General features: G+C 62.3%; 19 protein-coding genes and 5 pseudogenes. 9 read left to right on the top strand and 15 right to left on the bottom strand.

The window, feature by feature from the left end:
* Window positions 1–39 precede the first annotated feature (39 nt).
* The 4 genes from ACE101_RS26405 to ACE101_RS26420 all read left to right on the top strand — a co-directional run bounded on the left by ACE101_RS26405 (window position 40) and on the right by ACE101_RS26420 (window position 4,961).
* Window positions 40–1,056, top strand: a complete 1,017-nt coding sequence (locus ACE101_RS26405; RefSeq protein WP_379136109.1) for a polysaccharide deacetylase family protein — start codon at window positions 40–42, stop codon at window positions 1,054–1,056.
* Window positions 1,049–2,236, top strand: coding sequence for a glycosyltransferase (locus ACE101_RS26410; RefSeq protein ID WP_379136111.1), 1,188 nt, complete (start codon window positions 1,049–1,051; stop codon window positions 2,234–2,236). Before ACE101_RS26405 ends, ACE101_RS26410 begins: the two co-directional genes overlap by 8 nt.
* 104 nt (window positions 2,237–2,340) lie before the next feature.
* Complete coding sequence (locus ACE101_RS26415; protein ID WP_379136114.1) at window positions 2,341–3,201, top strand: universal stress protein; 861 nt, start codon at window positions 2,341–2,343, stop codon at window positions 3,199–3,201.
* A gap of 707 nt (window positions 3,202–3,908) precedes the next feature.
* Window positions 3,909–4,961: an alpha/beta fold hydrolase gene (locus ACE101_RS26420; RefSeq protein WP_379136117.1), complete on the top strand. Its 1,053-nt coding sequence runs from the start codon at window positions 3,909–3,911 to the stop codon at window positions 4,959–4,961.
* Between the two features lie 897 nt (window positions 4,962–5,858).
* On the opposite strand, the pseudogene ACE101_RS26430 reads toward ACE101_RS26420, so the two are convergent.
* The 5 genes and pseudogenes from ACE101_RS26430 to ACE101_RS26450 all read right to left on the bottom strand — a co-directional run.
* Window positions 5,859–6,395 (bottom strand): annotated as a pseudogene (locus tag ACE101_RS26430) (IS630 family transposase); the annotation flags it as partial.
* Between the two features lie 17 nt (window positions 6,396–6,412).
* A complete protein-coding gene (locus tag ACE101_RS26435; RefSeq protein WP_379126108.1) occupies window positions 6,413–6,832 on the bottom strand; it encodes a winged helix-turn-helix domain-containing protein in 420 nt (139 codons plus the stop codon).
* Window positions 6,833–7,032: 200 nt separating this feature from the next.
* Window positions 7,033–7,569: pseudogene (locus ACE101_RS26440) on the bottom strand (IS630 family transposase); the annotation flags it as partial.
* A 17-nt stretch (window positions 7,570–7,586) separates the two neighbouring features.
* Complete coding sequence (locus ACE101_RS26445) at window positions 7,587–8,105, bottom strand: winged helix-turn-helix domain-containing protein (protein WP_379129366.1); 519 nt, start codon at window positions 8,103–8,105, stop codon at window positions 7,587–7,589.
* An 89-nt stretch (window positions 8,106–8,194) separates the two neighbouring features.
* Window positions 8,195–9,288, bottom strand: a pseudogene (locus ACE101_RS26450) (IS3 family transposase); the annotation flags it as partial.
* 264 nt (window positions 9,289–9,552) lie between these two features.
* Here ACE101_RS26450 and ACE101_RS26455 point away from each other — a divergent pair.
* Window positions 9,553–10,041, top strand: coding sequence for a hypothetical protein (locus tag ACE101_RS26455; RefSeq protein ID WP_379136123.1), 489 nt, complete (start codon window positions 9,553–9,555; stop codon window positions 10,039–10,041).
* Window positions 10,042–10,112: 71 nt separating this feature from the next.
* On the opposite strand, the pseudogene ACE101_RS26460 reads toward ACE101_RS26455, so the two are convergent.
* A pseudogene (locus tag ACE101_RS26460) lies at window positions 10,113–11,295 on the bottom strand (IS3 family transposase).
* Window positions 11,296–12,449: 1,154 nt separating this feature from the next.
* Here ACE101_RS26460 and ACE101_RS26465 point away from each other — a divergent pair.
* Window positions 12,450–13,757, top strand: coding sequence for an AlbA family DNA-binding domain-containing protein (locus ACE101_RS26465; RefSeq protein ID WP_379136124.1), 1,308 nt, complete (start codon window positions 12,450–12,452; stop codon window positions 13,755–13,757).
* On the opposite strand, the gene rnhA is transcribed toward ACE101_RS26465, so the two are convergent.
* Together rnhA and ACE101_RS26475 are read right to left on the bottom strand one after the other, a co-directional pair.
* Window positions 13,722–14,261 (bottom strand): ribonuclease HI, encoded by a 540-nt coding sequence (gene rnhA, locus ACE101_RS26470; RefSeq protein ID WP_379136127.1) that lies wholly within the window; start codon window positions 14,259–14,261, stop codon window positions 13,722–13,724. The genes ACE101_RS26465 and rnhA overlap by 36 nt on opposite strands.
* 94 nt (window positions 14,262–14,355) lie before the next feature.
* On the bottom strand, window positions 14,356–15,132 hold the full coding sequence (locus tag ACE101_RS26475; RefSeq protein ID WP_379136130.1) for a hypothetical protein: 777 nt from the start codon (window positions 15,130–15,132) through the stop codon (window positions 14,356–14,358).
* Here ACE101_RS26475 and ACE101_RS26480 point away from each other — a divergent pair.
* The gene (locus ACE101_RS26480; RefSeq protein ID WP_379132658.1) at window positions 15,107–16,360 is read left to right on the top strand and encodes an IS701 family transposase; all 1,254 of its coding nucleotides are present in this window, start codon (window positions 15,107–15,109) and stop codon (window positions 16,358–16,360) included. The genes ACE101_RS26475 and ACE101_RS26480 overlap by 26 nt on opposite strands.
* A gap of 161 nt (window positions 16,361–16,521) precedes the next feature.
* A protein-coding gene (locus ACE101_RS26485) for an IS5 family transposase (RefSeq protein ID WP_379126120.1) occupies window positions 16,522–17,288 on the top strand; the annotation gives its coding sequence in 2 pieces (ribosomal slippage) (window positions 16,522–16,837 and window positions 16,837–17,288; 768 coding nt in all).
* Here ACE101_RS26485 and ACE101_RS26490 read toward each other — a convergent pair.
* The 7 genes and pseudogenes from ACE101_RS26490 to ACE101_RS26520 form a co-directional block, all read right to left on the bottom strand.
* Complete coding sequence (locus tag ACE101_RS26490) at window positions 17,219–18,994, bottom strand: hypothetical protein (RefSeq protein ID WP_379136133.1); 1,776 nt, start codon at window positions 18,992–18,994, stop codon at window positions 17,219–17,221. The genes ACE101_RS26485 and ACE101_RS26490 overlap by 70 nt on opposite strands.
* A 975-nt stretch (window positions 18,995–19,969) precedes the next feature.
* Window positions 19,970–20,257 (bottom strand): hypothetical protein, encoded by a 288-nt coding sequence (locus tag ACE101_RS26495; protein ID WP_379136135.1) that lies wholly within the window; start codon window positions 20,255–20,257, stop codon window positions 19,970–19,972.
* A 337-nt stretch (window positions 20,258–20,594) separates the two neighbouring features.
* Window positions 20,595–21,248: pseudogene (locus ACE101_RS26500) on the bottom strand (recombinase family protein); the annotation flags it as partial.
* Between the two features lie 725 nt (window positions 21,249–21,973).
* Window positions 21,974–22,891, bottom strand: a complete 918-nt coding sequence (locus ACE101_RS26505) for a Rha family transcriptional regulator (RefSeq protein WP_379136138.1) — start codon at window positions 22,889–22,891, stop codon at window positions 21,974–21,976.
* 394 nt (window positions 22,892–23,285) lie between these two features.
* Window positions 23,286–23,714 (bottom strand): hypothetical protein, encoded by a 429-nt coding sequence (locus ACE101_RS26510; protein ID WP_379136141.1) that lies wholly within the window; start codon window positions 23,712–23,714, stop codon window positions 23,286–23,288.
* A 391-nt stretch (window positions 23,715–24,105) separates the two neighbouring features.
* Window positions 24,106–24,321, bottom strand: a complete 216-nt coding sequence (locus tag ACE101_RS26515) for a hypothetical protein (protein ID WP_379136144.1) — start codon at window positions 24,319–24,321, stop codon at window positions 24,106–24,108.
* A 164-nt stretch (window positions 24,322–24,485) separates the two neighbouring features.
* Window positions 24,486–24,809 carry a hypothetical protein gene (locus tag ACE101_RS26520; protein ID WP_379136147.1) on the bottom strand — a complete coding sequence of 108 codons (324 nt, stop codon included), beginning with the start codon at window positions 24,807–24,809 and terminating at the stop codon, window positions 24,486–24,488.
* Window positions 24,810–25,026: 217 nt separating this feature from the next.
* Here ACE101_RS26520 and ACE101_RS26525 point away from each other — a divergent pair, with 217 nt between their 5' ends.
* Window positions 25,027–26,571 (top strand): trypsin-like peptidase domain-containing protein, encoded by a 1,545-nt coding sequence (locus tag ACE101_RS26525; RefSeq protein WP_379136149.1) that lies wholly within the window; start codon window positions 25,027–25,029, stop codon window positions 26,569–26,571.
* Window positions 26,572–26,593 lie beyond the last annotated feature (22 nt).

Raw genomic sequence — 26,593 nt, forward strand, 5'->3', positions numbered from 1 at the left:
CAGGAGCCCCGGCGGCGGAGCGAGCGATCGGAGGACGGGATGCAGATCATCACGCAGCCGCGGGCGCATCCGGCGCGGCCCGGATCCCTCGGGCGGAGCTTGGCGACGCTCGCCGGCTCGCTGCTCGGGCCGCGCGGCTGCCTGTTCACCTTCCACCGGGCGGTCCCCGGCGCGGATTGGGCAGACATGCCGAACCGCGGCTTCCACCTCGATCTCGACTTCCTCGACCGGCTGCTCACCCATCTGCGCGCCACCGGCTGGGCCGTCGTCACCCTGGACGAGGCCCTGCGCCGGGCCACGGCGCCGGAGAGCGGGCGCTACGCGAACTTCTCCGTGGACGATTGCTACCGCGACACCGTCGAGGCGGTGGTGCCGCTGTTCCGCCGCCACGGCATGCCGGTGACGCTGTTCCTCACCACCGGGATCCCGGACGGCACCCTGCCGCTCTGGGGCGCGGGGCTGGAGGATGTGCTGCGGGTGCGCGACGGCGTGACCCTGCCCGAGGGGCCCCTCGCCCTGCCCTCGCCCGAGGCCAAGCGCGCGGCCTATGCCCGGCTCGCCGCCGCCTGGGACGGTCCGCAGGCGGGCGAGCACTACCGCGCCTTCTGCCGCCGCAACGGCGTCGACGAGGAGGCGATGCACTGGCGGCACGCGATCACCTGGGAGATGCTCGACGCCCTCGCCGACGATCCCCTGGTGGAGATCGGCGGCCACACGGTGAGCCACGCCCGCATCGCCGCCCTCGATCCGGAGGCGGCCCATGCCGAACTCGCCGGCTGCCGGGAGCGGATCGGCACCCGGCTCGGCCGCGAGGCGCGCCACTTCGCCTTCCCGTACGGGCGCGGGGCCGATTGCGGCCCGCGCGACTTCGCCCTCGCCCGTCGGGCGGGCTTCGCCAGCGCCGCGACCACCCGCAAGGGCCTGGTGCGGCGCGGGCAGGACGCCTGGAGCCTGCCGCGCAACACGCTGAACGGGAGCCATCGCAGCCTTGCCGCCGCCGAGGCCCATCTCACCGGGGCGACCGCCGCCGCCGCGCGGATCCTCGGCCGTGTCTGAGCCGCTGCGGGTCCTCTCCATCGCGCATCCGGCGGTGAGCCGCGAGGCCGGCCGCCTGCGCTACCATGCCTTCGCCGGCAACCCGGATCTCGACGTGCACCTCGTGGTGCCTGCGCGCTGGCACCAGTTCGGCCGGGTGCTCGACGCCGACCCCCCGGACGATCCCGGCATCACCGTCCACGTCCTGCCGATCCGGCTGCCGAAGGCCGGCCCGATGGGCTGGTATCTCCATGTCTATCCGGCCCTGGGGCGGCTGATCCGCCGGCTCGACCCGGACGTGATCCATCTCTGGGAGGAGCCCTGGAGCGTCGTCGCCCTCCAGGCCTGCCTGCTGCGCGGGCGGGCCGGGCTGGTGCTGGAGGTCGACCAGAACATCCTCAAGCGCCTGCCGCCGCCCTTCGAGGCGATGCGGCGCTTCACCCTCGCGCGCACCGCCCATGTCCTCGCCCGCAGCCCGGACGCGGAGGCGGTGGTGCGCGCCAGCGGCTATGCCGGACCGGTGACGCCGATCGGCTACGGGGTCGACACGGCGACCTTCCGGCCGGCCGCTGCGCCCCCTCCGCCCGGCGGGCCCCTGCGCCTCGGCTATGTCGGCCGCCTCGTGGTCGAGAAGGGCCTCGACGACCTCCTCGACGCGATGGCGCGAAGCCCCGCCGAGACCCGCCTCGCCCTGATGGGCGAGGGCCCGCACGAGGCGGCCCTGCGCGCCCGCGCCGCGGCGCTCGGCCTCGCGGAGCGGGTGAGCATCCAGGGCTGGGCTCCGCCCGCCGGGGTGGCGCGCTTCATCCAAGGCCTCGACGCGCTGGTCCTCCTCACCCGCACCACCGCCGCCGTGCGCGAGCAGTTCGGGCGGGTGATCATCGAGGCGCAGGCCTGCGGGGTGCCGGTGATCGGCTCGACGGGCGGGGCGATCCCCTCCGTCGTCGGCCCCGGCGGCTGGATCGTGCCCGAGAGCGACCCGGACGCCCTCGCCCGGCTGCTGGCGGCGGTCGCGGCCTCCCCGGACGAGCGGGCCGCCCGCGGCGCGGCGGGCCGGCGCAACGTCGCCGCGCGCTTCACCTACGCGGCGGTGGCTGCGGCGCTGGCGCGGGCCTGGATGGCGGCGGCACCGGCCCGGCGGGAGATCCCGCCGGAGGAAGGGATGGTGACGCCCGATCCCCCGCATCCGTCATCGGGCTGAGGCTCGGGGGCGGAACCGGGGGCACCGACGCCACCTCTTGAGGTGGATCAACGCGGGCCCGGCCGCGGCTGCGCAGAATGCCGGTCGAGCATGCGGAGCATCTCATGACCCGGACGACAACCTCCCCCTTGTCGACGATCCGTGACGTCCTCGTCGGCCTGACCGAGGAGGGGCGCGGCGACGAGCCGCCGGCCGCCATCGGCTACGGCCTCACCCTCGCAGCTGAGGCAGGCGCGCATCTCACCGTGCAGGCGGCCTCGCGGCGGATCGTGGCCGTTGGCGCCTCCATCCCCGGCCTGATGCGGTCGCTGGTCGCGGCGGAGAACCGTCGCCTCGACAGGCTCGCCCACGCGGTGGCGGAGCGGGCGGCAGGTGATGCGGCCATGGCGGGCGTGGCCTGCACGGTCGAGGCGCCCTCCCTGAGCCAACCGGCCCTCCTCGCACGGCTCGCGTGGCGGGCCCGGCTGCACGATCTCACCGTCCTCGACGCGGAGCCGTGGGCCGAGGACATCGACCGCGACCTGATCGAGGCCGTCCTGTTCAGCAGCGGACGGCCCGTCATCGTGGTGCCGCCGAACCGGAACACCTTCCGCGCCCGGCGCATCATGATTGCCTGGGATGGGAGTGCGTCGGCAGCGCGGGCCATCAACGACGCGATGCCGCTCCTGCGGGCGGCCGATACGGTCGAGGTCGTGTCGGTGGTGGGCGAGAAGGAGCTTCCGTCCTCCGCACTCGGTGCCGAGATCGCGCCGCACCTCGTGCGTCACGGCGTGAACGCCACCGTGACCGAACTGCCGATGCAGGCGAGCGTGGCCGACACCCTGCGCCTGCATGTCGACCTGACGCGTGCCGACGTGCTGGTGATGGGCGCCTTCCGCCACGGCCGCCTGCGCGAGTGGCTGTTCGGCGGGGTGACCCAGTCCCTCCTCGGCCGCTCCCCGGTGCCGCTCTTCCTCGCGCATTGAGAGTGCGCCGGGAACGGGCGACACGTATTGGATACCCACGGGTACCATGCTTGTCGGTCATCCGGTCCGATAGCAGGCTCGACTTCAACTCGTCCGACCACGAGTTGGACAAGGCCGCGGAAGGAGACCGGCTGCTCCTCCTGCGCCCTCCCGCCGGCACGCGGCCCGAAGTCGGCCGGACAACGGCACCGACCAGCACGGCCTGATTCTGCCTGACGCTCGCGACCGGCGCAGGCCGCAAAGCCTGTCGTACTCATCGCGCGTGGACACAGCCTTTCGGCTCCTCCCGCTGCCGCAAGACACGCTTTGGCTCGACGCGAGAAGACAGAGCGCGTGAGCGCCGCGCCCATCACCCTCCTGATCCGGCGAGACCACGGTGGCGCGAGATCCTGGATCTGCTCGCGCTCCATTTCGCATGACGGGTATGGCCGCGCTCGGCCAATGAGAGTGCCACAGACACGAACGCCCCTCCGTTCTGGCTGTTTGCCAAGCGAGAACTCAAGCCGAGCGCGATAGACGGCAGTCGCAATTGAGCACAAATAGATTCATGAAATCGTTTCCATACACGAACTGTCCGTAGAAAATATAACTTATTTATCGCTGGGTGTGCCTGAAGTCGACCGGCCGATACAGATCGCGTAATCGTGGCTGCAAGGGAACAAATTGCCGGTCCTCGGCTTGATCACGCTTGAAGCGAGCGAGGATGCATGCACGACGCCAGAACCCATCCCACGACGACGCGCGCCAACCGCCGGAACTGGCTCGCTCCCGCCCTGATCGGGTCCGCTGCTGCCCTCGGCGCCTCGGCGCTCTATGCCCTTTCGAAAGCCCGCGAAGCCGAGCGACATCATAAGCCGATCGGCCATTTCATGACCGTCGATGGTGTGCGGCTGCACTACATGGAACGCGGGAAGGGCGAGCCCTTGGTGCTCATCCACGGCAACGGCACCATGATCCAGGACTTCCTGGTCAGCGGCATCGTCGAGGATCTCGCCAGACGCCACCGCGTCATCATCATCGACCGGCCTGGCTACGGTTACAGCACGCGCCCGCGAGCACTCTGGACACCCCGGGCACACGCCACCCTGTTCCAGAAGGCGCTGGAGCGTCTCGGCGTGGCGCGAGCCGTCGTGCTCGGGCACTCGTGGGGCAGCTTGGTCGCGGTCGCCCTCGCGCTGCAGGCGCCGCACCTCGTGCGCAGCCTCGTGCTCGCCTCGGGCTACTACTATCCCACCCTGCGGGCGGACGTGCTCCTGTTCTCGCCCCCGGCCATTCCGGTGCTCGGGGACGCGATGCGCTACAGCGTGTCGCCGCTGATCGCGCGCCTGATCCTGCCGGGGTTGATCAAGGCCATGTTCGCGCCTGCTGAGGTCCCGGAGCGGTTCGACGCACAGATGCCGAAGGAGCTGATGCTGCGGCCCTCGCAGCTGCGCGCAGCGGCCGAGGATGCAGCGCTCATGACGCCGGTCACTGTGGAGCTTCAGGAGCACTACCGCGAGTTGACGCTGCCGCTGGTGATCGTCACGGGTGCCGACGACCAGATCGCCGATGTCGGCCGCCAGTCGGTGCGGCTCCACCGGGAGGTGCCGCACAGCGACTTCATCGTCGTTCCGGGCATGGGCCACATGATCCATCACTTGGCGCCCGATCGGGTCATCGAAGCTATTGAGCGTGCGTCGGAGAGGTCGCTCGATACGGGCGTACCCGCCATAAGACGGTCGCGCGACCGACGGCTGTGGGGTCAAGCTGCGGTGGGGTAGCGTCGAGGACGCGGGCCGAGACGGTCTCGACTGGCTGCCGGACGAAATGACCTGGGGCGGGATGGCGTGAGGTGGTTCCGAACGCTGGCCTCATGGAAAATCGGCGCAGGCCGTACGACGAACCGCGGGCTTCAAGCTCCGCTGCCACTTGACGACCAGTCATTGCGGCCATAGTGGCTGAATGTCCAATACGGGTCGATTTATCGGAAAATTTAGGGGCGACGCCTGATGCGTCGCCGTATGACTGGCTGCAAGGAATAAGTTTCTCTTTCCGGACTCTTGTATTCTGACCTGTAGAGGATTGCTCGAGCCAGCGCGCAAGGCTTTTCTCCGCCCAGCATGGTGTAGAGCATCGCATCGGCCCAGCCCTTCCATTAATCAAGAAGTACGGCCTGAGGAGCCGTTTGGGAGCTGCACGTAACCGCAAGACAGCTGACAGAAACAGGTTTTCACCGCCTCCTGCGCAGGGCGCAGCCAATCGCGCTCACGAATACTTGAAGACGATCGTCTCATGAGGGCCCACGCAGAGCGGCTGCGCCCTATCAATTCGATCAGTGCGGCCCAATGAAGAGAGCAGAATATGGCCGCGTCGCCGCAGGGCAGCGGATTCGACTGCCCCTCCGAAATTGAGTACAATTGCAAACGCCTGGTCGCTCAATTCCCGTTCATACGTCAAAATGTTGCCACGCGCTGCAACGGCCGAAATGGTGCCGCTTGCCAAAGCTGGCTCGCGCCTTCTGAGCTTCAGGAGTTCTCGGTACAGCGAGAGGAGCGACCTCGGATTGACCCTGACCCCGCAAACTGGTCCGCACCCAGCGCAAGTTTTTCGGGCATTGGTCCTGCCCCGGTTTGTGGTCCAAGGCCTATGCAAGTTCTCGGGCTGTGATACCGCCGCGCTTATGAACTGATCTGTTGCAGGTAGGGGTAGGCGCAGAGGGACTTGATGCGGCCGGTCTCTGCCGCGAGCGCAGTCCAGGCCCGGCAGCACGCCTCGACGACGGCCTCGTAGTCGGCCAGGAGCCGATGGGAGAGGTAGCGCTCGCGCAGGTAGAGCCAGACACGCTCGACCGGGTTCAGCTCGGGACTGTAGGGCGGCAGCGGCACGAGGGTGAGGTTGGGCGGGAGCGTCACCGCGCGCGGATCGTGCCAGCCCGCACCGTCCAGCACCATCACAGCGTGGGTGTCGGCTGGGATGCTGGCCGCAAAGTCGGCCAGGAAGCGATCCATGGCCTGAGTGCAGACCCGCGGCAGCACGAGGGCGAACTCCTCGCCTGTGGCGGGCCGCACGGCTGCGAAGATGTAGGCTGAGGCGAAGCGCTTGTCGCACAGCCCTGGTGGGCGTTGGCCGCGCACCCACCAGCGATGGCCGGTCCGGCCCTTCTGGCCCACGCGCGCCTCGTCCATGAACCAGAGCGCGATCGTCTTGTCCGGATGGGCTTGGGCCGCCGCCGCTACGGCGGTGCGAAGCCCCCTTTGGCGAAAGCGGCCGCCGCACGGGCGTTCCGCTTCGGGTGAACGGGCCTGGCCTTCTGCTTCGACAGCCCGAGCCGACGCACGACCCGCGACATGGATTGCGGGCACATCGTCTTGTCGAACCGCTCCTCGATGAAACGGCAGAGGTCCGGCAGCGTCCAACTCGACGGCTCCCCTTGCTCGGGATCTGGCCCAACCAGGATCCGATGCACCAGAACTGCTTGCTCACCCTCGCTGAGGATCTCTCGCCTGTGGCCATGCGGACGATCCACCAGCCCGGCCAGCCCCTCGGCATTGAACCGGATCACCGCATCGCGCAGAGCTTGGCGCTCCATCCCGGCCGCCCGCGCCGCCTCGGCGCGGCTCATGCCTTCCAGCGCATTGGCGATCGCCAGCATCCGCTGCGCTGTCGAACGGCGAGGCTCTTTCCTGGCCCGCCGCCTCAACTCAGTCGGCGTCGCGACATCCTCCCGGATTGGCAAACCGCGTCCCATTCCGACCTCCCGCTCAGGCAGGAGCCAATTGAATCAGCTGCTTCGTTCCCGGGGAACACCCAGCCGAGTCACCTCAATCGCGCGCCGGTATGATACCGCCGCGCTTATGAACTGATCTGTTCCAAGTAGGGATAGGCGCAGAGGGACTTGATGCGGCCGGTCTCTGCCGCGAGCGCAGTCCAGGCCCGGCAGCACGCCTCGACGACGGCCTCGTCGTCGGCGAGGAGCCGATGGGAGAGGTAGCGCTCGCGCAGGTAGAGCCAGACACGCTCGACCGGGTTCAGCTCGGGACTGTAGGGCGGCAGCGGCACGAGGGTGAGGTTGGGCGGGAGCGTCACCGCGCGCGGATCGTGCCAGCCCGCACCGTCCCGCACCATCACAGCGTGGGTGTCGGCTGGGATGCTGGCCGCAAAGTCGGCCAGGAAGCGATCCATGGCCTGAGTGCAGACCCGCGGCAGCACGAGGGCGAACTCCTCGCCTGTGGCGGGCCGCACGGCTGCGAAGATGTAGGCTGAGGCGAAGCGCTTGTCGCACAGCCCTGGTGGGCGTTGGCCGCGCACCCACCAGCGATGGCCGGTCCGGCCCTTCTGGCCCACGCGCGCCTCGTCCATGAACCAGAGCGCGATCGTCTTGTCCGGATGGGCTTGGGCCGCCGCCGCTACGGCGGTGCGAAGCCCCCTTTGGCGAAAGCGGCCGCCGCACGGGCGTTCCGCTTCGGGTGAACGGGCCTGGCCTTCTGCTTCGACAGCCCGAGCCGACGCACGACCCGCGACATGGATTGCGGGCACATCGTCTTGTCGAACCGCTCCTCGATGAAACGGCAGAGGTCCGGCAGCGTCCAACTCGACGGCTCCCCTTGCTCGGGATCTGGCCCAACCAGGATCCGATGCACCAGAACTGCTTGCTCACCCTCGCTGAGGATCTCTCGCCTGTGGCCGTGCGGACGATCCACCAGCCCGGCCAACCCCTCGGCATTGAACCGGATCACCGCGTCGCGCAGGGCTTGGCGCTCCATTCCGGCCGCCCGCGCCGCCTCGGCGCGGCTCATGCCCTCCAGCGCGTTGGCGACGGCTAGGAGGCGCTGCATCGTGCGTCGGCGGGGCTCGCGCCGGGCCAGGCGACGCAACTCGGCGGCGCTGGCGAGATCGGTGCGGATCGTCAGGCCCGGTCGTGCCATCGCGGCCTCCTGCTGCACAGGCCGCAGGCCAGCACAGACGCGCTGCACAACCAACTCACGTTCGAGTCAACGCCAAAGCGCGGCGGTATGACAGCTTGGTTGGCGAAGGCTCGCGGCGTCAAGCCGCCGAGGGCCGTATGAGGCCGGTCTTCGTTGTAGTGGACCTCCATTCTTCGATGCGCTCGCGGGCATCGGCCAGCGACAGGAACCATGAGGCATTCAGGCATTCCGCCCGCAGGCGGCCGTTGAAGGCCTCGATGTAGGCATTGTCGGTCGGTTTTCCGGGCCGAGAGAAGTCGAGCTCTACCCCGTTCAGGTCGGCCCATTGATCCAGCATACGACCGGCAAATTCCGGCCCATTGTCCACCCGCAGGGTCTTGGGGCAGGCTCTTGGGCCGGCCGCGGAGCCTCACCAGAGCGTTGAGGGCCTCGACCACTTGGTAGGCCCGGAAGTTGGCTCTCGGCGCCAGCGAGAGCGCCTCTCGCGTGTGGCAGTCCACGACCGTCAGGATCCGGAACGGACGTCCGTCGAAGAGACGGTCGGCCATGAAGTCCATCGCCCAGATCTCGTTGGGAGCACCGATGGCGGGACGTCCTTGCCGGTAGCGCCAAGCCCGCTTGCGCCTGGGCAGCTTGGGCCGGATCGACAGGCCCTCGTCCCGGTAGAGCCGGTACGTGCGCTTGTGGTTCACGGCCCAGCCCTCCCGTCGCAACAGGATGTGCAGCCGCCGGTAGCCGTAGCGCACCCGAGCGGCGGCGAGTTCCTTCAGCCGCATGCGTAGCGCCACCTGCGGATCCGACCGCCGGCGGTAGCGCTGGGACGAGCGACCGAAGCCGGTCGCCTGGCAGGCCCGCCGTTCGCTGATGCCGTAGGCCGCCTGCAGGTGACCGGCGACCTCGCGGCGAACGGCGGGCCTCACCACTTTCGCTTGAGCACGTCCTGCAGCATCGAGCGATCCAGCGTCAGGTCGGCGACCAGCCGCTTGAGCTTGCCGTTCTCCTCCTCCAGCTGCTTCAACCGCCGGATCTCCGGCACGCCCATGGCGCCGAACTGCTTCTTCCAGCGGTAGAAGGTCGGCTCGGACACGCCCATCTTCCGGCAGACTTCGTCCACCGTGCTGCCGTTCTCCGCCTGACGGAGGGCGAAGGCGATCTGTTCGTTCGTGAAGCGTTTGCAAGGCATGGCATCCACCCTCCTTCAGGGATCAGGATGCCCGAAAAACTTGCGCTGGGTGCGGACCAGTTTGCGGGGTCAGGGTCAACCTGGAGGACGGGTCATCCTTCGGAACATCGCGCGGCAAGCCGAAATCGACCGATACGGTGGCATTTTATCGATGCGACTCCGTTCGACGCAATGAAACGGCCTCATCCTGGGAACCAGGAAGAGGGCCAGGCCCCCTTCTCGGCGGTGCACCGCCTTCCCGGTCCAATCCCGTGAGACAGCATCATGACCAGCATAACGGCAAGCAATTCCACCGTCAGAACCCTCACGAACACCATGCCGCAGGGATTGAGCGGCCTGACTGCGGCGAGCCGGGCGACGCTGGCTGCACCGGTCGCCCCTGCGGCATCCGCGGCGGCGACACCGCCATCGGCCTCCAAAATCGCCGTCACAAGCCCGGTGACATCCACGCCACAATTATCGTTGGGCGCCATTCTGACGCTTCAGGACGCGCGGTCAGGAGAGCTTACCAAGGAGACGATCACCAAAGCCCTCAACGGTTATGGCGCAAATAGGCCGACGCTTCAGGACGCGCCAGCGTCCGACACGGATGTCAGGAAACCTGCCGCTTCCACTTCGAGGCTCACGTTGGCGGAACTAAACTGGGAGGGAACCAGCCTCGTCAATCTACAGACGCGGACGCCGATCGGAACGAACACGTTGTCCCTGGCCAACCAGTTTCCCCAGAGCCTTCTGAAACTCTTGTCTGCGTAGCTCGGTAAGAAGGTGCGCGACAGGCGCAGCTCGGAGGTGATCAGCCCCCACAGGGTGGCCCGAGTGGAATGTTAGTGGAGCGTCGGCCTGTCCACCACGGGTAGCTTGGCCGGCGGAGCCGGTCGGGCGAGCGCAGCCGGCCAAGCGGTCAGGGCCGGCACGAACACCTCCGGGGCTGGCGGGCGGTAGCCCAAGGAGGCGTGCGGCCGCACGCCATTGTAATGTCTCCTCCAGTTCTCGATCAGGATCTGCGCCTCCCGCAGAGAGGAGAAGATCTCCCCGTTCAGCAACTCGTCTCTCAGGCGAGCGTTGAAGCTCTCGATGTAGCCGTTCTCCCATGGTGATCCCAGGGTGATGTAGGCCGTCTTTGCACCCACGGCGGTGATCCACTTCTGCACAGATGCGGCGATGAACTCAGGTCCGTTGTCGGAGCGAACATGCCCGGGCACGCCGCGCAGGATGAACAAGTCCGAGAGCACATCGATGACGTCCGCCGCCTTGAGCTTGCGCGCACCCGGATCGCCAGGCACTCGCGGGTGAACTCGTCGATGACGTTCAGCAGGCGGACCTTGCGGCCGTCGTGCGTGCGCGCCTCGACGAAGTCGTAGGACCAGACGTGATCGCGGTGCGCGGGCCGCAGCCGCAGGCAGGAGCCGTCCCCGTCCCACAACCGGCCCTTCTTGGGCTGGCGGGCGGGCACCTTCAGCCCCTCCCGCCGCCACAGCCGCTCCACCCGCTTGTCGTTGACCCACCAGCCCGCCGCCCGCAGCAGGGCGGCGATCTTGCGGTAGCCGTAGCGGCCATACCGGCGCGCCAGTTCGATCAGGTCGGCCAGCAGCACCGCCTCGTCGTCTCTCCCCCGCGGCACCTTGCGCTGCGTCGAACGATGCTGCCCGAGCGCGCGACAGGCGCGCCGCTCGGAGACCCTCAGCACGGTCCGGACATGCTCGATGCAGGTGCGCCGGCGCGCGGGGCTCAGAAGTTTCCCCGGGCGGCCTCCTGCAGGATCAGCTTGTCGAGCGTGAGGTCGGCGATCGCCTTGCGCAGCCGCTGGTTCTCGGTCTCCAGCTCCTTCATCCGGCGCACCTGGTCGGACTTCAGCCCGCCGAATTCCTTGCGCCAGCGGTAATACGTGACCTCCGTCACGCCGATCGCGCGGATCGCGTCCGCCACGCTCTGCCCCTGCGAGACCAGCACGTCGACCTGCCGCAGCTTGGCCACGACCTCTTCCGGCCGGTGCTTCTTCGTTCCCATCGCGTCCGTCCTCCATCGGCTCAGAGCCATACTTCAGGCCGGACCACGCCGATGGGGGCTGACCACTCGAAGGCGTTGGAGCGCCAGGGATCCAGCACTCCCCCAGGCGGCTCGAGCTGGAGCTTCGCTTGCGCGATATTACGCGAACGCTCAGCGATCGGGCGTTAGCGGTTGCGGTTGCCCAAGTCGATGTTCTGCTGCAGGAGCGGATTTAAGCGTCAGCTCAGTAGCCGGCGCGGGTGCGAGACGAGTTTCATATCCGGCCATAGTTCAACCGGGTGGGTCCGCGGACGTCCGCTGATATCCACTCGAACTGTTGGGGCCTGAATTAGGGCCGTCAGCTGGGCGATTGAAATAAACCTTGTTTTTCAATACCTTGAGACGAGCCCTGGCGGAAGGGGTGGGACATTCCGAGCCAACCTTGCAACGCCTTATAGATCAATGGTTTAGTACCTATCATTCCCCTCCCCTGTAGCACAAAACTGTAGCACTCAGAGGCGCCGCGGGCGCTGTTTGGCGGAGCCTTTGGGAGTCGAACTCGGTCCACCTCAGGGCATCGAGGGCTCAGAAGGTGGCCGTATGGGTGCGTGAGACCGTGAAGCTGGATGCCGAGGTAGACCCTGACCACGGCTGGCGACATACGTGGAAAACGAGGGCGCTCGGGGTGGGGATTGAGGAGCGCATCAGGGATGCCGTTACGGGGCACCGCGTTGCCACCGTGGGGAGGCAGTACGAGACCCCTTCTCTACCGATGCTGGCGCAGGCGATGGAGCAGTTTCCGCGGTACACCCTCACGGTCTGAGTGCCGGCCTCGTTGCTGCATGTGCGCCTTCGCACCGCAACAAGGGCTTGCTCCCTGTATCACCACACATGCCCCTCGTGGGGCGTTTCCTCCCTAGACTTCGGGCCACTCGCAAGGGTGGCCTTTCTTTTGTCTGGCCCACAGCCCTCATGGGTGAGCGGGAGGGACACGCTGACTACCGACAAGGGACCAGCACAGGGCGACGGTTCGGCAACTCACCCGTTCGCAGAGCAGCCGAACCGTCGCTCGTTGGAGCAAGGCTGTTGCCGAAGTTGGAGACAACTCGCAAAGATGGATTGCTTACCTACCTACCGGTGTGTTGCATTAGAGCGGCCGAAGTGGGTGAGGAAACATGCTCCGGAAAAGATTGGTTGATGTCACGGCCGACGATCTAAACGACTTGGTCGCCCGCAAGGCTCAGGAAGATACCGTCCTTGATTTTAAAAAGACACTCTCAACTCGTGATGGAACTCCGGACGCATGGGAGAGCGGGCAAGACAAGATTGGAAGTGTAGCTAAGCGCGATCTTACAAAGGAACTGATTGCTTTCGCCAACACAAGAGGAGGCACTCTCATCCTGGGCGTTGAGGAGGATGGCGAAAAGCGCGCCGCACGACTGAACCCAATACGAGACTGTCGCGTTCTTGTCGATAGATTGGCAGCTAGCATAGTGGCTAGTGTGGACCCGCCCTTGACATCTTTAGAAGCCGTCGGGATTGAATTGGACGGTACGACCGGCGTTATAGTCTTCCGTGTACCTCCATCCCATCGTGCCCCACATCGCGACAAAGATGATCGTGAGTGCTATCACCGCTCAGGCGATAGCTCCTTATCCATGAGCATGCGTCAAATACAAGACCTTGCAGTTGGTAAGGCGCGCGAAGCCGAGAGTGTCTCCCAAACGCTTGATAAACGAAGCATTACCTTTGTAGTACGACAGCCTCAGGCGGAATTCGTCTTGTTGGATGGCGTTGGAAATGTTCCAGCAGTTCTCTGTGGAATGAGGGGGTCTGCCTATCCCCTTGAATCTGTCTTCATCGAAGAGATGAATAAACGCCGTGAGTTCAATCTCATAGTGCCTACATTGGTTAGATTGACGGATGATGGCGGCCAGAAAGTCTTTGCGCCGTCAGAGGGACTGAACTGGTCACCAATATTGCGTGGGCTGAGATGCCGGGAAGGCTACTCTGATCACCACGAGGTAACACATACAATCCGCTCTGACGGCCTTGTCGAGATTACGACCAGGATTAGGCAGGAGCCTCGCTATGGGCGGGGATGGGACGGCTTAGGTGTGCATGTGAAATTCATGCTCTGGACCTTTGCTCATTTGATTGTGCGAACAGAAGTTCTTCGAACTCTGATCGGAAGACCGGAACTTGAATTCGCGCTTGACTTCGAATGGATATTTCCGAATGGCGCTCGGATTGTGTATTCATCTGACGACGGTTTCGGGAGCTTCCGCTCCGCTGTCGCTGTTGATGAACGGAGCCGAGTTTCCGACTACGAGATGCCTACAAGAGACCGCATTCCTCAATTCTGGATGCAGTTGCAGGATGATATCAGGTCATCTTTCGGCCTTGATGGAGTTGTGGTTCACCGGTTTGACTTCAATGAGGCTATATCACAAGTTCTTGCCAGAGTGGGGCAGCTTAGCTGAACTGGCTACTTGGCGAGGATTGGCATGAGTTAGTCTGACTCCTCGGCCAGCCTCCCCGCTCGCGATCTCGTCAACGCGCTCGTTAAGCTCATCCCCAGCGTGGCCCTTGGTCCACGTCCAGCGCACCTCAGCGTGCCTGGACACGGCCTCACCGAGCACCTTCCAAAGCTCCACGTTCTGGACGGGCTTCCCTCCCCCGGTCTTCCAACCCTTGGCCTTCCAGCCAGGGAGCCATTCCGTGAAGCCCCTTACGACGTACTGAGAGTCCCCGACCATGGTCACGTAGGCCCCTGGACGGAGCGCCCTCAGGCCAGCAATGGCGGCTGAGAGTTCCATCTGGTTGTTCGTGGTCGGGCCGGCTGAGTGGCCCTTAACGATCCTCTCTCGACCTGTGGCCTCGTTGATGAGGATGGCTGCGAAGCCTCCTTTGCCAGGGTTGCCCTTGCAGGCGCCATCAAAGGCGATCGTGATACGGCGTGCCGGAGCCTTGGTGGTCCCGTCCATGGTGGCTGCTCTCTCGTGGGTTGATGGAAACGAAAAAGGGGCCCCGACTAGGGACCCCTCGAACGTTGTTTGATGATTAGGTTCCTTGCAGAAGCTACCGGAGCTTGTCGTCTTCTGCTGGGTTAAAGGAACCGGCAGGCTCTTGGGTTCGCTTGATCGCCTTCTGAACGGGGTCGGTTGCATTCTTGATTTGCGTGCTTCGGATGCGTTCGCGGGCGGCATCCAGCTTCTCAGGGGTCAAAACGGTTTCCTCACCCGGCACGCCAAGGGCTCCGATCGGTCCGATGAGGCGGCCCTTCGCCATGATGATAAAGACGTCACTCATCTCACCAGACGGAACAAGGTACAGGTCACGAGCACTGGAGATGCCAAGCTCCTTCCCGTATTTCTTATAGACCTCATTCAGATGGTCCTTAGCGAGTTCTTCAAAGTCCGGGGGGATGCGCCTATCGTTGACATCGAGAGCCATACCATGAATGACCGTGTAATGGCTCCTAGTGTTCTTGATAGCTGCGGAGATAGCATCCTTCGGCTTCAGGCCAAACGCTACCGAATAGAGTGCGGCCTGCTGGGACACCCTGTTCCTAAGGAGGTTAGGGTTCTCAATCAACTCCTGACCACCTAAGTCAGCCCTGATCTCTTTCAGCCAACGATCATCCAACTTATCAAGCTGCTCAGTGACCTCCCGCTGTACGACCTTCTCCCGCTCCTTATCGCGGTTAGCCATGTAGTTAGCGGCAGCCTGAAGCTGAGCCTGAGGAGTGTCGTAGCCGATGCCCTTAGCAGCCCTAGCATTACAGTTGCATGGTGTTGCGCCTATCTGAAGGTTTTGGACGGAGAGCCCGATGCCCTCAGCCTCGTTGGAGACCACGTTGGAGCTCTGGTCGACGTCGCTGCGCGAGGCCAAGCAGCGCATGCGACCGCTGTTTGCCGCTCCCAGTGTCGCCGCCTCCGCGAACGCCTTCCTGGATGGGCTGCTCGGGGGCGAGCGGCGCAAGACTGGCTGGATGCGCGCGGAAGCAGCCGGGGATCCTGGGCCCTGGCGTCAGCAGGCGATCCTGGGCCGCAGTCACTGGGACGCGGACGCTCTGCGCGACGTGGTACGCGACCTCGTGATCGAGACGCTTGCCTCACCAGATGCGACCCTCGTGCTCGACGAAACCGGCTTTCTCAAGCAGGGCAAAGCCTCGTGCGGCGTCGGCCGTCAGTACACGGGCTCGGCCGGCAAGATCACGAACTGCCAGATCGGCGTGTTCGCGGCCTACGTCTCGGATCAGGGGCACGCCTTCATCGACCGTCAGCTGTATCTACCCAAAGCGTGGAGCGGTGATCCAGCGCGTAGGCGGGCGGCGCATGTTCCCGACGAGATCGCCTTTTCGACCAAGCCACAGCTGGCGCGGGGGATGATCCAGCGCGCGATCGCCGCGGGGGTGCCGTTTGCCTGGGTGGCGGCGGACAGCGTCTACGGGGTGAGCGAGATCGAGATGGCGCTGCGGCGCGCCTCCAAAGGCTACGTGCTGGGCGTCACCGGCCAACACAGCTTCTGGTCCTGGATCACCGAACGTCCCATTGCCGGCACGGCCGAGGAGATCGCCAAGGCTCTCTCGGAGACGGACTGGGTCCGCTTATCAGCTGGGGCGGGCACGAAGGGCGCACGCCTGTTCGACTGGGCCTACCTGCCCCTGGCCACCCTGCCGGCCAGCGCCGTGGATCCGGCCCTCGATGAGAGCGAGTGGACGCGCGGCTTGCTGGTCCGGCGCAGCCTCTCGGACGGGGCTCTGGCCTACTTCACGACCTGGTGCCCGGCCGGGACACCCGTCTCGACGCTGGTGGCGGTGGAGGGCCGGCGCTGGGCGATCGAGGACGCCTTCGAGACCGCCAAGACGGAACTCGGCTTGGCCCACAACGAGAGCCGCTCCTGGCATGGCTGGCACCGGCACGTCTCGCTGGTGATGCTGGCCTTTGCGATGCTGGCGCGGGTGCGCCGATTGGCGAACGGCGCGCCCCCAAAAACCGCGCTCATCGCCACGCTCGCCGGTGCCCTGGTCGGTCCAGGAGATCCGGCGCGTGGCGATGCGGCTGGCACAGCGACGCATTGAGCCCGCTGTCGTCATTGCATGGTCAGCCTGGAGACGCGCTCATCAAGCGGCAGCCCGAGAAGCATATCTGAAACGCCGCATGCAACTGTAATGCTAGGGCCTGTTGTCGCTTGAACCCTCTGGGCTGATGAGCGTTTCCCCACTTTGAGTGAGGAGACGCGATGCTGACGGACGCCCAGTGGGCCGAGTTGGAGCCGCTGGTGGAAGCCTGCCGGCCCAAAGGCAAGACGCCGCCCCTTGAACTGCGCCGCACGATCTCAGCCATCCTTTGGCGGCATCACAACGGCGCCTCCTGGCGCGCCATCCCGGCCGAGCTGGGTCCCTGGTGGCAAGCCGCCCAGGTCTTCATCCGCTGGGCGCGCGCCGGTGTCTGGGAGCGGCTGCTCGACCTCGTGCAGACCCGCGGCGTCGCGCTCGGCATGGTGTTTCTCGACGCCACGAGCATTCGGGCTCACCAGAAGGCGGCGGGCGCGGCCAAAAGGGGGGATCTGGAGCCGAGCGAGACCATCGTGAAGCTCTTGGCCGTTCGCGTGGCGGCTATGGCACCAAGGCCTGCGTGATCGCCGACGGGCGAGGACGCGCGATCGCGTTCCGCCTCGCGCCCGGCCAGGCGCATGAACTGCCGCACGCTCTCCCGTTGCTCGATCGACTGCCCGGCGTGCCGCAGTGGGTGGTGGGTGACCGCGGCTACTCCAGCCACCGTTTTCGCGAGGCGATCTGGACCGCCGGTGCACGGCCAGCGATCCCGACCAAGGGCAACGAGGCCCCGCTCGCCTGTCCTGAGTGGATCTACAGCAACCGCAACATTGTCGAGCGGCTCTGGGCCCGGCTCAAGGAGTGGCGGGCCATCGCCACCCGCTACGAAAAGACCGCCGTCAGCTTCATGGGCATCCTTTGTCTGGCCGCCACTCTCGATTGGCTCAAGTGACGACAGGCCCTAGCCATCTCGTAGAACTCACGAGTGGTCTCGTCAGTGGCCTCACGAACAAGGTTAGGGTACTTCTCAGCCATCAGGTTGTATCTGTTGAACTGCTGAAGGGTGATCTCAGGGGGAGCCTTACCAGTAGCCGCAGAGGCGGTCATCTGGCGGAACCCTGCCTTCATATCGTCCTTCCACTCGTCAGGGACCATTCCATTCTGTGAATAGCGGTCCAACTCACGAGCCGTCATGAAGTCCTCAACCTGCTCCTTAGGAGTTCCTTTGTTGAGCCACTGGGCACGCTCGTAGTCCATACGACGCTTGAAGGCGTTGGTTACTTCCTTCCTACGCTGCTCAGCAGAGAACTTCTCATCGTAGGTGGTGTTGTTCTCCATGAGGCTCTTAGCAGTCGGAAGGGTACGATCCTCCACACGGAAGAAGTCACCATCCTCGAACTTCTGAAGGTCCTGAGCTACCACTTGGTTCTTGACACCCTCAGCCTGAGACTGAGCCTGGAGTTCGAGAGCCTGCTTACCGAGAGCATCAATGGCCTTCTGACGCTTGATCAGGATGCTATTGATCTGCTCCTCAGAGGCAACACCAGGGAACTGAGACTGCCACTTACGAACCTTCTCAGGGTCCACCTTGTCAGGATGACGCTCAGCGTTGTAGTTCCAGGCTTCGAGGTCACCTGCGTATTGCTTATAGTTTAGCTCATCACGCTTCTTCTCAAGCTGAGCGAGCTTCGCACGAGCAACCTCACCGACACCTTCAGGCGCCTCAATGAGTCTCGTCTTGATACCATTCTTCTCATCCACGCGCTCACCAGTGAGAACTTCACGGGTAGCAGCGATGATGCGATCACGCCTCTCCTTGTCGTTTCCTGCCCTATCGAGGTCCCCCAAGAGGGGATCGATAGCGTCCAACAGCATCTTCTGTTGGTCCTTGTAGGACAGACGTTGCCAATCCTTGTTGGCATCGAAGAGGTCCTTAACGCCCTTCGCAGCGTCTTGAGCAGGAAGACCCTGATCAACGACAGTACGGAGAACACCAAGAGCCGCATTCTGAGTAGCGTTGGCCTGTTCGTACTTGAAGGCTTCCTGTGAACGAGCAAGGTCCTGGCGTGCTACGTGGTTCATAGCAGCGGCCATACGGGTATTGTAGAGCTCTTGGAAGCCGTTCTGGTTCCCGTACTCCTTAGCCCGCTGAGCTACCAGGGAGTTGAATTTGTCCTGATAGGTAGCCTTATCAGCCTCAGACGCCTTGCTATACCAGTCCTGTAGGAAGACAGCATCAGCATCAGCCTGAGCGAGGGCCTGTTGATTGCGAAGGGTCTCCGTACCGAACTGTGTACGAAGCCTCTCAGGGACACGTCCAGCGGCAATATCAGCCTGGACTTCCTCCGGCTTGCGTCCTGCGATGAACCGAGCGGCCTCGTCACCAACCCCTCTCTTGTCCTGCTTAGCGTTCACATCAGCCCAGTGCTGAAGGGCAGGATTGAGGGAGGCAAGGCCCTCCGCGAGCATCTTCAGGCTGTTGTCGATAGGAGCCTGTTCAGGACGTGCGAAGTTGTCGTAGGGCTTCGCCTGAGGCTTGAGGGCAACGAAGGGGGAAGAGTCGTCACGAACAAGGTCACGCGAACGCTGCTGAACGATCTCTGGACGTGAACCCTCGGTTTCACCTTCGATGGGCGATAAGCCGGATTGTAGAGGCATTGATATGTAAGTTCCTGCGATGTTGTTTGGTGTGAGAAGATGCGACGCTGTTGTTGTGAAGTGCTGAAATAAACGCACGAAAAGCCTCAGGCGAAGCCAGGGCCTTTGTATCGTCTTGCGATGCAGATTTCGGGGGGGTGAGGTAGGGGAACCTGCCAGTAAGCTAGGCTTATAAAGCTTTGCTGATTGCCGGGAAAGATCGATCAGGTGTATTGCTAAGCTGGAACAGCGTCATGAATGACGCGTTTGCTCATTGTCATGCCTTGGTGCAATTAGGCGTGACTGTTAAGTGAAGGATCGACACTCATTACGGCCTTAAGCACGCACAGGCGCCCGGTAACGGTCCTAACCCCTTGCCGGGCGCTCTGCTGTGCAGCCTCCGGGCATCGTCAGGACAGCCTTGCCCTCTTCCTTAGTGGCTCACCCCCACGTCCAGCCTCATGATAGAGGTTCGATCGGCGGAGGTTCAGGCCGTCTCCATCCTTGAACCTGACGGCCAACCCTTGGATGTCACCAGCAATCAAACGACTGATATAAACGGAGCGCTTCTTAGGGCGAGATGTCCTGAGAAAGACGTAGCATCGACCAAACCCATTGCAACGCGTGGTCCAAGCACAGATGCCGTACTCAGATATGATGCGATCGTAATCTGATCTGTTGAGCCATGCATGGGTGTCTGAGTTGTTGATGTGTACGCCTACAACGGCTGTGCCATCTGTGTCCGTTTCGTGTAGAAGATCATGCGTAATCTGTTTCGACATTGGTCCATTTAGCTCGATGGTTCGACTCGCCATGCCAAGCGCCATCGCCCCTATTCGAAAGGGTGATCACGGCTTCGCGTGGGTGTTGGGAGAGATGGTCTGAAGAAGTTCGGTGAGGTGGTCGCCTAGAACGGCCGTTTATGACCGGAGAGGTACTGACCCACTCGGGAATAGAGAACGGCCGTTTATGACGGGTATGTCTACAGCGAAAAGGCTAATCTCCGCCGTGTGGGTCCTCGAAGCTCGAATAGGGAGCTAAGCGAGGCCCGACGCTGGCGTTCTCAGTCACCGTGAGGCCCGCAGCGATGCCTACAGTGGAACGCAGGGTGATCGCATCGGACCCCTCATGACGCATCGCAAGAGGGGTACTGGGATCGATGCCCTCACTCAGCAGCTTGCGGGCTGCACTGAGGAAAGGGGTACGGGCAGAGTTCAGAATGGTCCGGTCATCGAGGCGCACATCATAGCGGCCCTTGGATGCCGGAGTGACAGTGATGATCATTGGTTAGGGTACATCCGTATGACTAAAAACAAAGGCCCCGTCCCAGTGTTTCAGGGAGGAGCCTCATGGTGGTCGTTTAGTGTTAAACCAGGTGTGCATACGAATAAAAATTAGACGTACTACACCATATATGACACAGACGAGACAGCATTTCAGGCGTTTATTGCCTGAAGTGCAAGAGAATGATGATTACTGAGGAACCTAAGAAACTCTGATCTTACTCAGCCAGCTAGGCGACTGGTGAGGTTGATGACGGAACGAGCCGTCCACTTGCCTCCGCGAGGGGTTGCGATGTGGCGCGTCAACAGCGCACTTGTGGCAGAACCCTTGAGGGCAGTCAGGCACGCCCCTCACTCAGGACGCGATGTACACTTCCGACCCCAATGCCGAGGTGAGTGGCGATCTTCGCCATGCTGAGGCCCTGAGAGGCGAGCGCCTTGATCTCATCAGCCTTGGCCCTGGCGGTCGGCTTGCGGCCCTTGTAGGCCCCTTCAGCCTTCGCCTTGGCGATCCCCTCGCGCTGCCTTTCGAGCATCATCTCACGCTCGAACTGAGCCACGCCAGCAAGGACGTTGAGCATCAGCTTGCCGGTAGGCGTTGAGGTATCGACCCCAAGGTTGAGGATGCGCAGGGCTACACCCTTGCCCTCCAGCGTCTCGATGATCTTGCCGAGGTGGGTGACAGAGCGGGCAAGGCGATCAAGCTTGGTGACCACCAGCGTGTCCCCGGAGCGAGAGCAGCGCCCGATCACGCTGCCATCGGGCACGGCTCCAGGAGTTTGATTTTACAGCATTTTCTGCGACGAACCGGTATCCGCTTCGTCGGAAGATGCTCGAGCGAAGTCCAAGGCTGCTTCGAGGTTCGGCCGTGAGGCGACGGACGACACCTGCTCCTTGAACAGCTTCTCGCAGCCAAGGGCGGTCAACTCTCTCACCTGTGCATCGAAACCGGCTTCCTGCTCCAGGGTCGAGGTACGAGCGTAGCCGATGAGCATGGCGGGCCATCCATTCCACTGATGTCTTAAACATGGAAGCAGAGTGCATTCCAGAACGCAAGACCATTTATGTGGAATAGGTATCAGCCGAGCTTGGAATGTTCCACACGAGCAAGCCCTATTGGAATGACATGCACGGAAGCAGTGGTTGGCCCTTAGCATCGACCACTCTGGATAATTCCCAGGGTAGGTGTTTGGCCTCAGAGAATTCTCAGACCAGCCACCTCAGTGAAACCGAAGGGGGGCACGGGGGGACTTCCGGCGTGTTCGATCTGTCGATGTCCACTCACATTTTTCTGGTGAACTTTTAGGACCGCCTTAAGTGCTACCGAGAATAAATGGATGCCATCCTAGTGAGGCATTGGTGATCAGGGAAATGAAGGCAGCAGCATTATGGACAGCCATTGTGTTGGCCGTAAGCCTTGGCATCACCATCATCACCCATACAAGACACTCTGAGGAGTATTTTGTTGGGGTGGTGTTCCTCCTAGGCTCAGTCGCTCTGACCATCTGGAGGCTCAGGAGAGGTCACATTAAGTGACACTTCAACGATCCCTATAAGGGCACTCTCAGTCCACTTATAGATACACCTTAAATACAATCATTATTAACAACTCTATTAAACACTTTATATACAACTTTATATAAACTGTTTTTCTCGTTATTCCTAGTGGTGGTGGTAATTGCCCCTCAGGGCACTTTTCTCTTTGTGTCGTAGGGCTTTAGCCCATCCTAAGAGTGGCCTTCAGGCGCTCATAGGCCACCTGACGAGCCTCGTACTCCTCAGCCCACGCACGAGCCGCAGCAGCAGGGTTTGAGAAGTCAGGGAGGGACGAAGCCTGCTTGGACTCAAGCTCCTGCCAGTGGTCCACGATGCGGGCTCTAAGGGCCACGCTGTAGCCCGAGACGAGGATGAGGCATTCCCGCTTGGGGAGCCGGAAGATCGGGTAGCTCTGCCCATTCTGTGGGTTGCGATGGGTCTGCTCAAAACTGAGCACACCCCCCTCCCCGTGTAGCTCCTCCAGCATCACGCGAATGTCTCGCATCACGTTCCGGTGCTCTTTCCCAGTCAGGTCAGCAATCTCAAGGCTGCTCATGGTGGGCTCAGTGGCCCCGTGGTTCGTGAGCGTCGTCAGCATGTTCATTGGATGGGTCTCCTTCACGAGCCTTGAGGCGGGCTCCTGAACGTCCCTGCTTCGTGATGATGACTTCATGACCGCGTTCTCGGCCGAGAGGCGTTCCACCTTGGCCTGTAGGAGCGTCACAGCCTTGAGGATCAGTTCGTCCTCAGACATCTCCCCGGTGACCACCTTCTCCTCACCCTGCACGTACATGCCATCCTTGCGGATCGCAGGGAGGACCGTCTTGGTGACCCAATCTTGGAACTCAGCAACCGCAGGCTTCCGCTTCCTGGCCCGCATAACGAGGCGGTACAGCCCTGCCTCGGTGATGAGGTTGGTAAGGCGGTGCCCTAAGTTGAACTGAGCCTTCTCCTCAGCAGGCAAGCTGCGGAGCGCCATCGTGACATTGCCGTGCTCCGTGAAGGCGCACACGTCAGCAGCCACGAACCACAGGCGATCGCCGCGCATCTCACACCGGAGGTCCAGGCCGGCGAACTTGAAGGTCTTGGTATCGGTCATTGTCAGGGCCACGAAGGGGCATGCACGCCGGACATGCATGGGCCAGGGCTCGCTGTACGATACGACAAACCTCCACATTGACGGCTGACAAAGAGATGCCGGCCGCGGTTGAAGCCAGGGCCGGCAGTCAGGGTCTACATGGTGTGCGGATGGGGGAAATCGCGCACGTTGGATAGACGGCTCAAGGTGACCTTCTAATCCCGGAAGGGCTGCGGAGGGGGCCTTCTCAGCAATCTGGGTCAGGGAGGTGAGCAAGGATGTCCAATCTTCGTTCCTGGCTAGGGTAGTAGCCGGAGCACCCTAAACGGCCGCTGGTGACGACCCCCTGCGCCTCTAAAGAGCATTCTATTGGCAGAGGGCTCTCTGGTTGCCGTCCCGCGCCAAGTATGATGCCTCACATCCCCCACTTCTTCAGAACGTTATCGGCCCATGAGGGGTCGAGACGGATGTGCTCAACAACCTTCTTGTTCACGTTCAGGACGCGAGCAATCTCAGTCGCAGCCATTCCCTTCTTCGACAGGGCCAAGACAGCAGGGATGTCGTCTCGTTGGAACGTAGGCTTGCGTCCCCGGGGTCCTGTCCTGATCGCCTCAAAGACGTCATCTTCGTGCTGCACTACCTCTTGGCGCTTGGCAGGAGCAGCTTTGGATGACCGACGTGCTTCCGCTCGTTGGGTTGGCGTAGATACTGGCTTGAACTGCACAGCCTGCATCTGCACGAGGTTCTGAAGGATATCCGCGATGGCTGCGAGAGGTCCGACAACGGGAGCAAGGAACTGCTCAGAGTGGATATTGCCAACGAGTTGATTGCTATCTGCCGACACGTTGTCATATCTCCAGAGCTTAAAGGTACATGATTGCGCTTGGACCCGGGCACGCGCAGCGAGAACAGAAGCAGTCAGGGAGTTCTAGACTGCGTCCATTGCTGCGCTGCCGGCATCGAGGGTGTGTGTACTTAACAGCACGGAACCCTGTAGAGCGTCAATGGACCTGAACGCTAAACAGGATGCCACTAGATTTTCTGTCTCGTGCTGTCGCCAATCTGTTCAGTCACTTGTTGCTGAGTGTGGCGGTAGGAAAAAGTTTTGTGGCGGCTTGTAAACAAAGGTGCCGCTGAGGAGATGCTGGGGGTGGCGCAGGACGGTCGTTGAGAGTTCTAGCTAGGCAGGTAGCGGAGTGAGACTGAACGGCCGTCCTTGGTAACCCCCTGCTCCTCTAAACGGCATCTCGCTCGGTGATGTCCTCCTGGTGCTCTTGCCCCAGCGGGCTCACCTGCTTGCGGAAGGGACCTTTATCGATGGTCCAACCCTGACCACGGGTCCAGAAACCTTCCCACCGATCATAACGGCCGAAGGATAGGCCAACCTCATCCAACTGGAAGAAGAACGAGCCGCAAGCGATCGCGATACCGTAATCGGTCTGAAGGTGCATTTGCGTGGAGCCTTGGATGTCTCGCTTCCACTGTAGAGCGGACGCAGGACGGTATCCATGCAGACATTCCAGACATCAACTAGGCCGAAAGGCTTAAATCTATGCATATGTGGGTAGATATTATGATCTTATTGTACTCAAACCATTGACCCGACTCAAGCAAACTATGCATGTGTGGGTATGTTTTCCAGCCACACCTTAAAGATACGTGCTTGCCTCTCCCGAGTGCGTGCCAAGAGACCACCCAGAGCCTCCCGCGAGACAACAACCATCGCCACTTGGCCGCGCTTGGTTGGGATGAGGCTGTAGCCCCACTCGTCACCCGTGAGGGCTTCCTGTCTGCGGTGCCTTGAGGTGTCAGGGTGCCACCCGATGGCCTCCCCTGCGTCCTGCTCTACGAGCCAGAGGTGACCCTTCTCGACCACTGCCCGGACCGTGAAGGCTTTCCTGAGCCCCCTGATGCCAGGACTGAACTTGAGGGTGAGCACGCGATGGGGTTCGCTCTCGCACCCTTCACGATTCATGTTGTTCTCTCTGAGTGTTGATCGCTGGTTATAGCGAGACGAGAAAGGCGCCAGTGCAGGCGGCTAATACGAATGAGTGTGCAACACCCATCCACTGAAACCACGAGTGGATACATTTCTGGTTTGACAACCTAGTCGCTGGGCGCGAACGTGCAATGAGATGTCTCGGGGCGGCCCTTCGATGCGCGGGATTGCGTTTGCTCTTGTTGCTGGATTATCTGTCTGCCCTGCGGCTGCTCAAGTGCGGACACCAGAGTTCACTCGGGCTGAGACCGCTTTCAACGAGGGAAACGACCTCAGGTCCCGAGTAATCGCTCAAGTGCTATTGATTGCAATTGGGCATCAGAATTCTGTTCCGACTGAGAACTTCAGCCTGCGCACCTTTAGCGCGATCAAGAGATTTCAAGAGCAGAACGGTCTCTGGCCTGACGGCGTGCTTACCAAGGCCACCTCTGATCGGATGTTTACGGCAGCAGCGCCGATGCTGAGCATGTGGAACTTCAAGCTGCTATCGCATCCCTGGCGTGGTCACCCGATCTGGATGCCTCAGGGCTTATCTCTTCATCCTGCGCCTAACAAGAACGGCCTCGCGTTTGACGATTCCCTTGGTCGCCTGAACGTCAAGTACAATTACTTTCCATCTATAAGTATTGATCTTGTTTATTCAGATACGCTCGAAAGGAAGAGGCGCAATCGATACACCATCAACTATTCAGTTATCAAAGATGGATGGTTCGTTATCTCCGCCTCTTCTCCAGAGGATAGGGACGAGTATTTGCGGTATCATCAGGACGGAGATGGGGTGCTCGGCTTCTCACTCTTCTGGAACAACGCAAACGGAAACGTTAGCGGCGAGCGCATTGCCATTCTGATGTCGGCCTCCCTCGGGTCGGTGATGAATGGGCGGCCTATGGTCGAGCCACCCGGAGCCACGCAGACGGCTCCTCAGGTCGCCAACACACCGCCGCTGTACGTGCCGGTTCCTGCCCAGCCAGTGGCACGAGAGAACCCGCCTACTCCTTCGGCGGTACCTCCATCCACTGCCGTTGCGCCTCCTGCTCCCGCGCCTCCTCCGCCAATGAAGGCTGAAGAGAAGAGCTTCTCAACGGGTTCCGGCTTCTTCGTAGACGCAAATGGCAACTTCATCACCAACGCTCATGTGATCAAAGATTGCAAGATCGTTGTGGTGAAGCTCAATGATGGCAAGTCGCCTCATAAAGCACGAATTGTTGCGACGGATAACAGCAACGACTTGGCCCTTCTGTCGATAGAAGACGCCAAGGGAGGCAAGTTTGCACCTCTAAGGATGGGCACAAGGCTGGGTGAGGGTGTCGCTGCTTTCGGGTATCCTCATGCCGACATCCTGGCGAGTTCTGGTAACTTCACGCTGGGAAACGTGACGGCTTTGTCGGGCTTAAATGATGACAGTCGGTACTATCAGATATCGGCACCTGTGCAACAGGGCAACTCTGGTGGACCGTTACTGGACAATTATGGGAATGCTGTAGGGGTTGTTGCTGCGAAGTTGAACGTGCTTAAGGTGGCTATCGCTTCTGGCGACTTCCCTCAGAACATCAACTTCGCCATCAAGAGCACGATGCTCGCGACGTTCTTGGAGTCGAACCAGATCACGACCCAACCCGGCACGACTACAGGAACCAAGCTCGATCCCGCGGACCTTGCTGATACTGCCAAGGCTATGAGTGGGTTCGTGTCCTGCCAGTGACAGCGCCTGGACCAACGGTGAC

It is taken from the genome of Methylobacterium carpenticola (assembly GCF_042748905.1).
In the GTDB taxonomy this organism is placed as follows: Bacteria; Pseudomonadota; Alphaproteobacteria; order Rhizobiales; family Beijerinckiaceae; genus Methylobacterium; species Methylobacterium carpenticola.

What these genes read in the sequence shown, in the direction of transcription:
- ACE101_RS26405 (WP_379136109.1), top strand. Translation starts at nt 40, where the DNA reads ATGCAGATCATCACGCAGCCGCGGGCGCATCCGGCGCGGCCCGGATCC.
- ACE101_RS26415 (WP_379136114.1), top strand. Translation starts at nt 2,341, where the DNA reads ATGACCCGGACGACAACCTCCCCCTTGTCGACGATCCGTGACGTCCTC.
- ACE101_RS26420 (WP_379136117.1), top strand. Translation starts at nt 3,909, where the DNA reads ATGCACGACGCCAGAACCCATCCCACGACGACGCGCGCCAACCGCCGG.
- ACE101_RS26435 (WP_379126108.1), bottom strand. Translation starts at nt 6,832, where the DNA reads ATGCTGGCGATCGCCAATGCGCTGGAAGGCATGAGCCGCGCCGAGGCG.
- ACE101_RS26445 (WP_379129366.1), bottom strand. Translation starts at nt 8,105, where the DNA reads ATGGCACGACCGGGCCTGACGATCCGCACCGATCTCGCCAGCGCCGCC.
- ACE101_RS26455 (WP_379136123.1), top strand. Translation starts at nt 9,553, where the DNA reads ATGACCAGCATAACGGCAAGCAATTCCACCGTCAGAACCCTCACGAAC.
- ACE101_RS26465 (WP_379136124.1), top strand. Translation starts at nt 12,450, where the DNA reads ATGCTCCGGAAAAGATTGGTTGATGTCACGGCCGACGATCTAAACGAC.
- rnhA (WP_379136127.1), bottom strand. Translation starts at nt 14,261, where the DNA reads ATGGACGGGACCACCAAGGCTCCGGCACGCCGTATCACGATCGCCTTT.
- ACE101_RS26480 (WP_379132658.1), top strand. Translation starts at nt 15,107, where the DNA reads ATGCCCTCAGCCTCGTTGGAGACCACGTTGGAGCTCTGGTCGACGTCG.
- ACE101_RS26490 (WP_379136133.1), bottom strand. Translation starts at nt 18,994, where the DNA reads ATGCCTCTACAATCCGGCTTATCGCCCATCGAAGGTGAAACCGAGGGT.
- ACE101_RS26495 (WP_379136135.1), bottom strand. Translation starts at nt 20,257, where the DNA reads ATGATCATCACTGTCACTCCGGCATCCAAGGGCCGCTATGATGTGCGC.
- ACE101_RS26505 (WP_379136138.1), bottom strand. Translation starts at nt 22,891, where the DNA reads ATGACCGATACCAAGACCTTCAAGTTCGCCGGCCTGGACCTCCGGTGT.
- ACE101_RS26515 (WP_379136144.1), bottom strand. Translation starts at nt 24,321, where the DNA reads ATGCACCTTCAGACCGATTACGGTATCGCGATCGCTTGCGGCTCGTTC.
- ACE101_RS26525 (WP_379136149.1), top strand. Translation starts at nt 25,027, where the DNA reads ATGCGCGGGATTGCGTTTGCTCTTGTTGCTGGATTATCTGTCTGCCCT.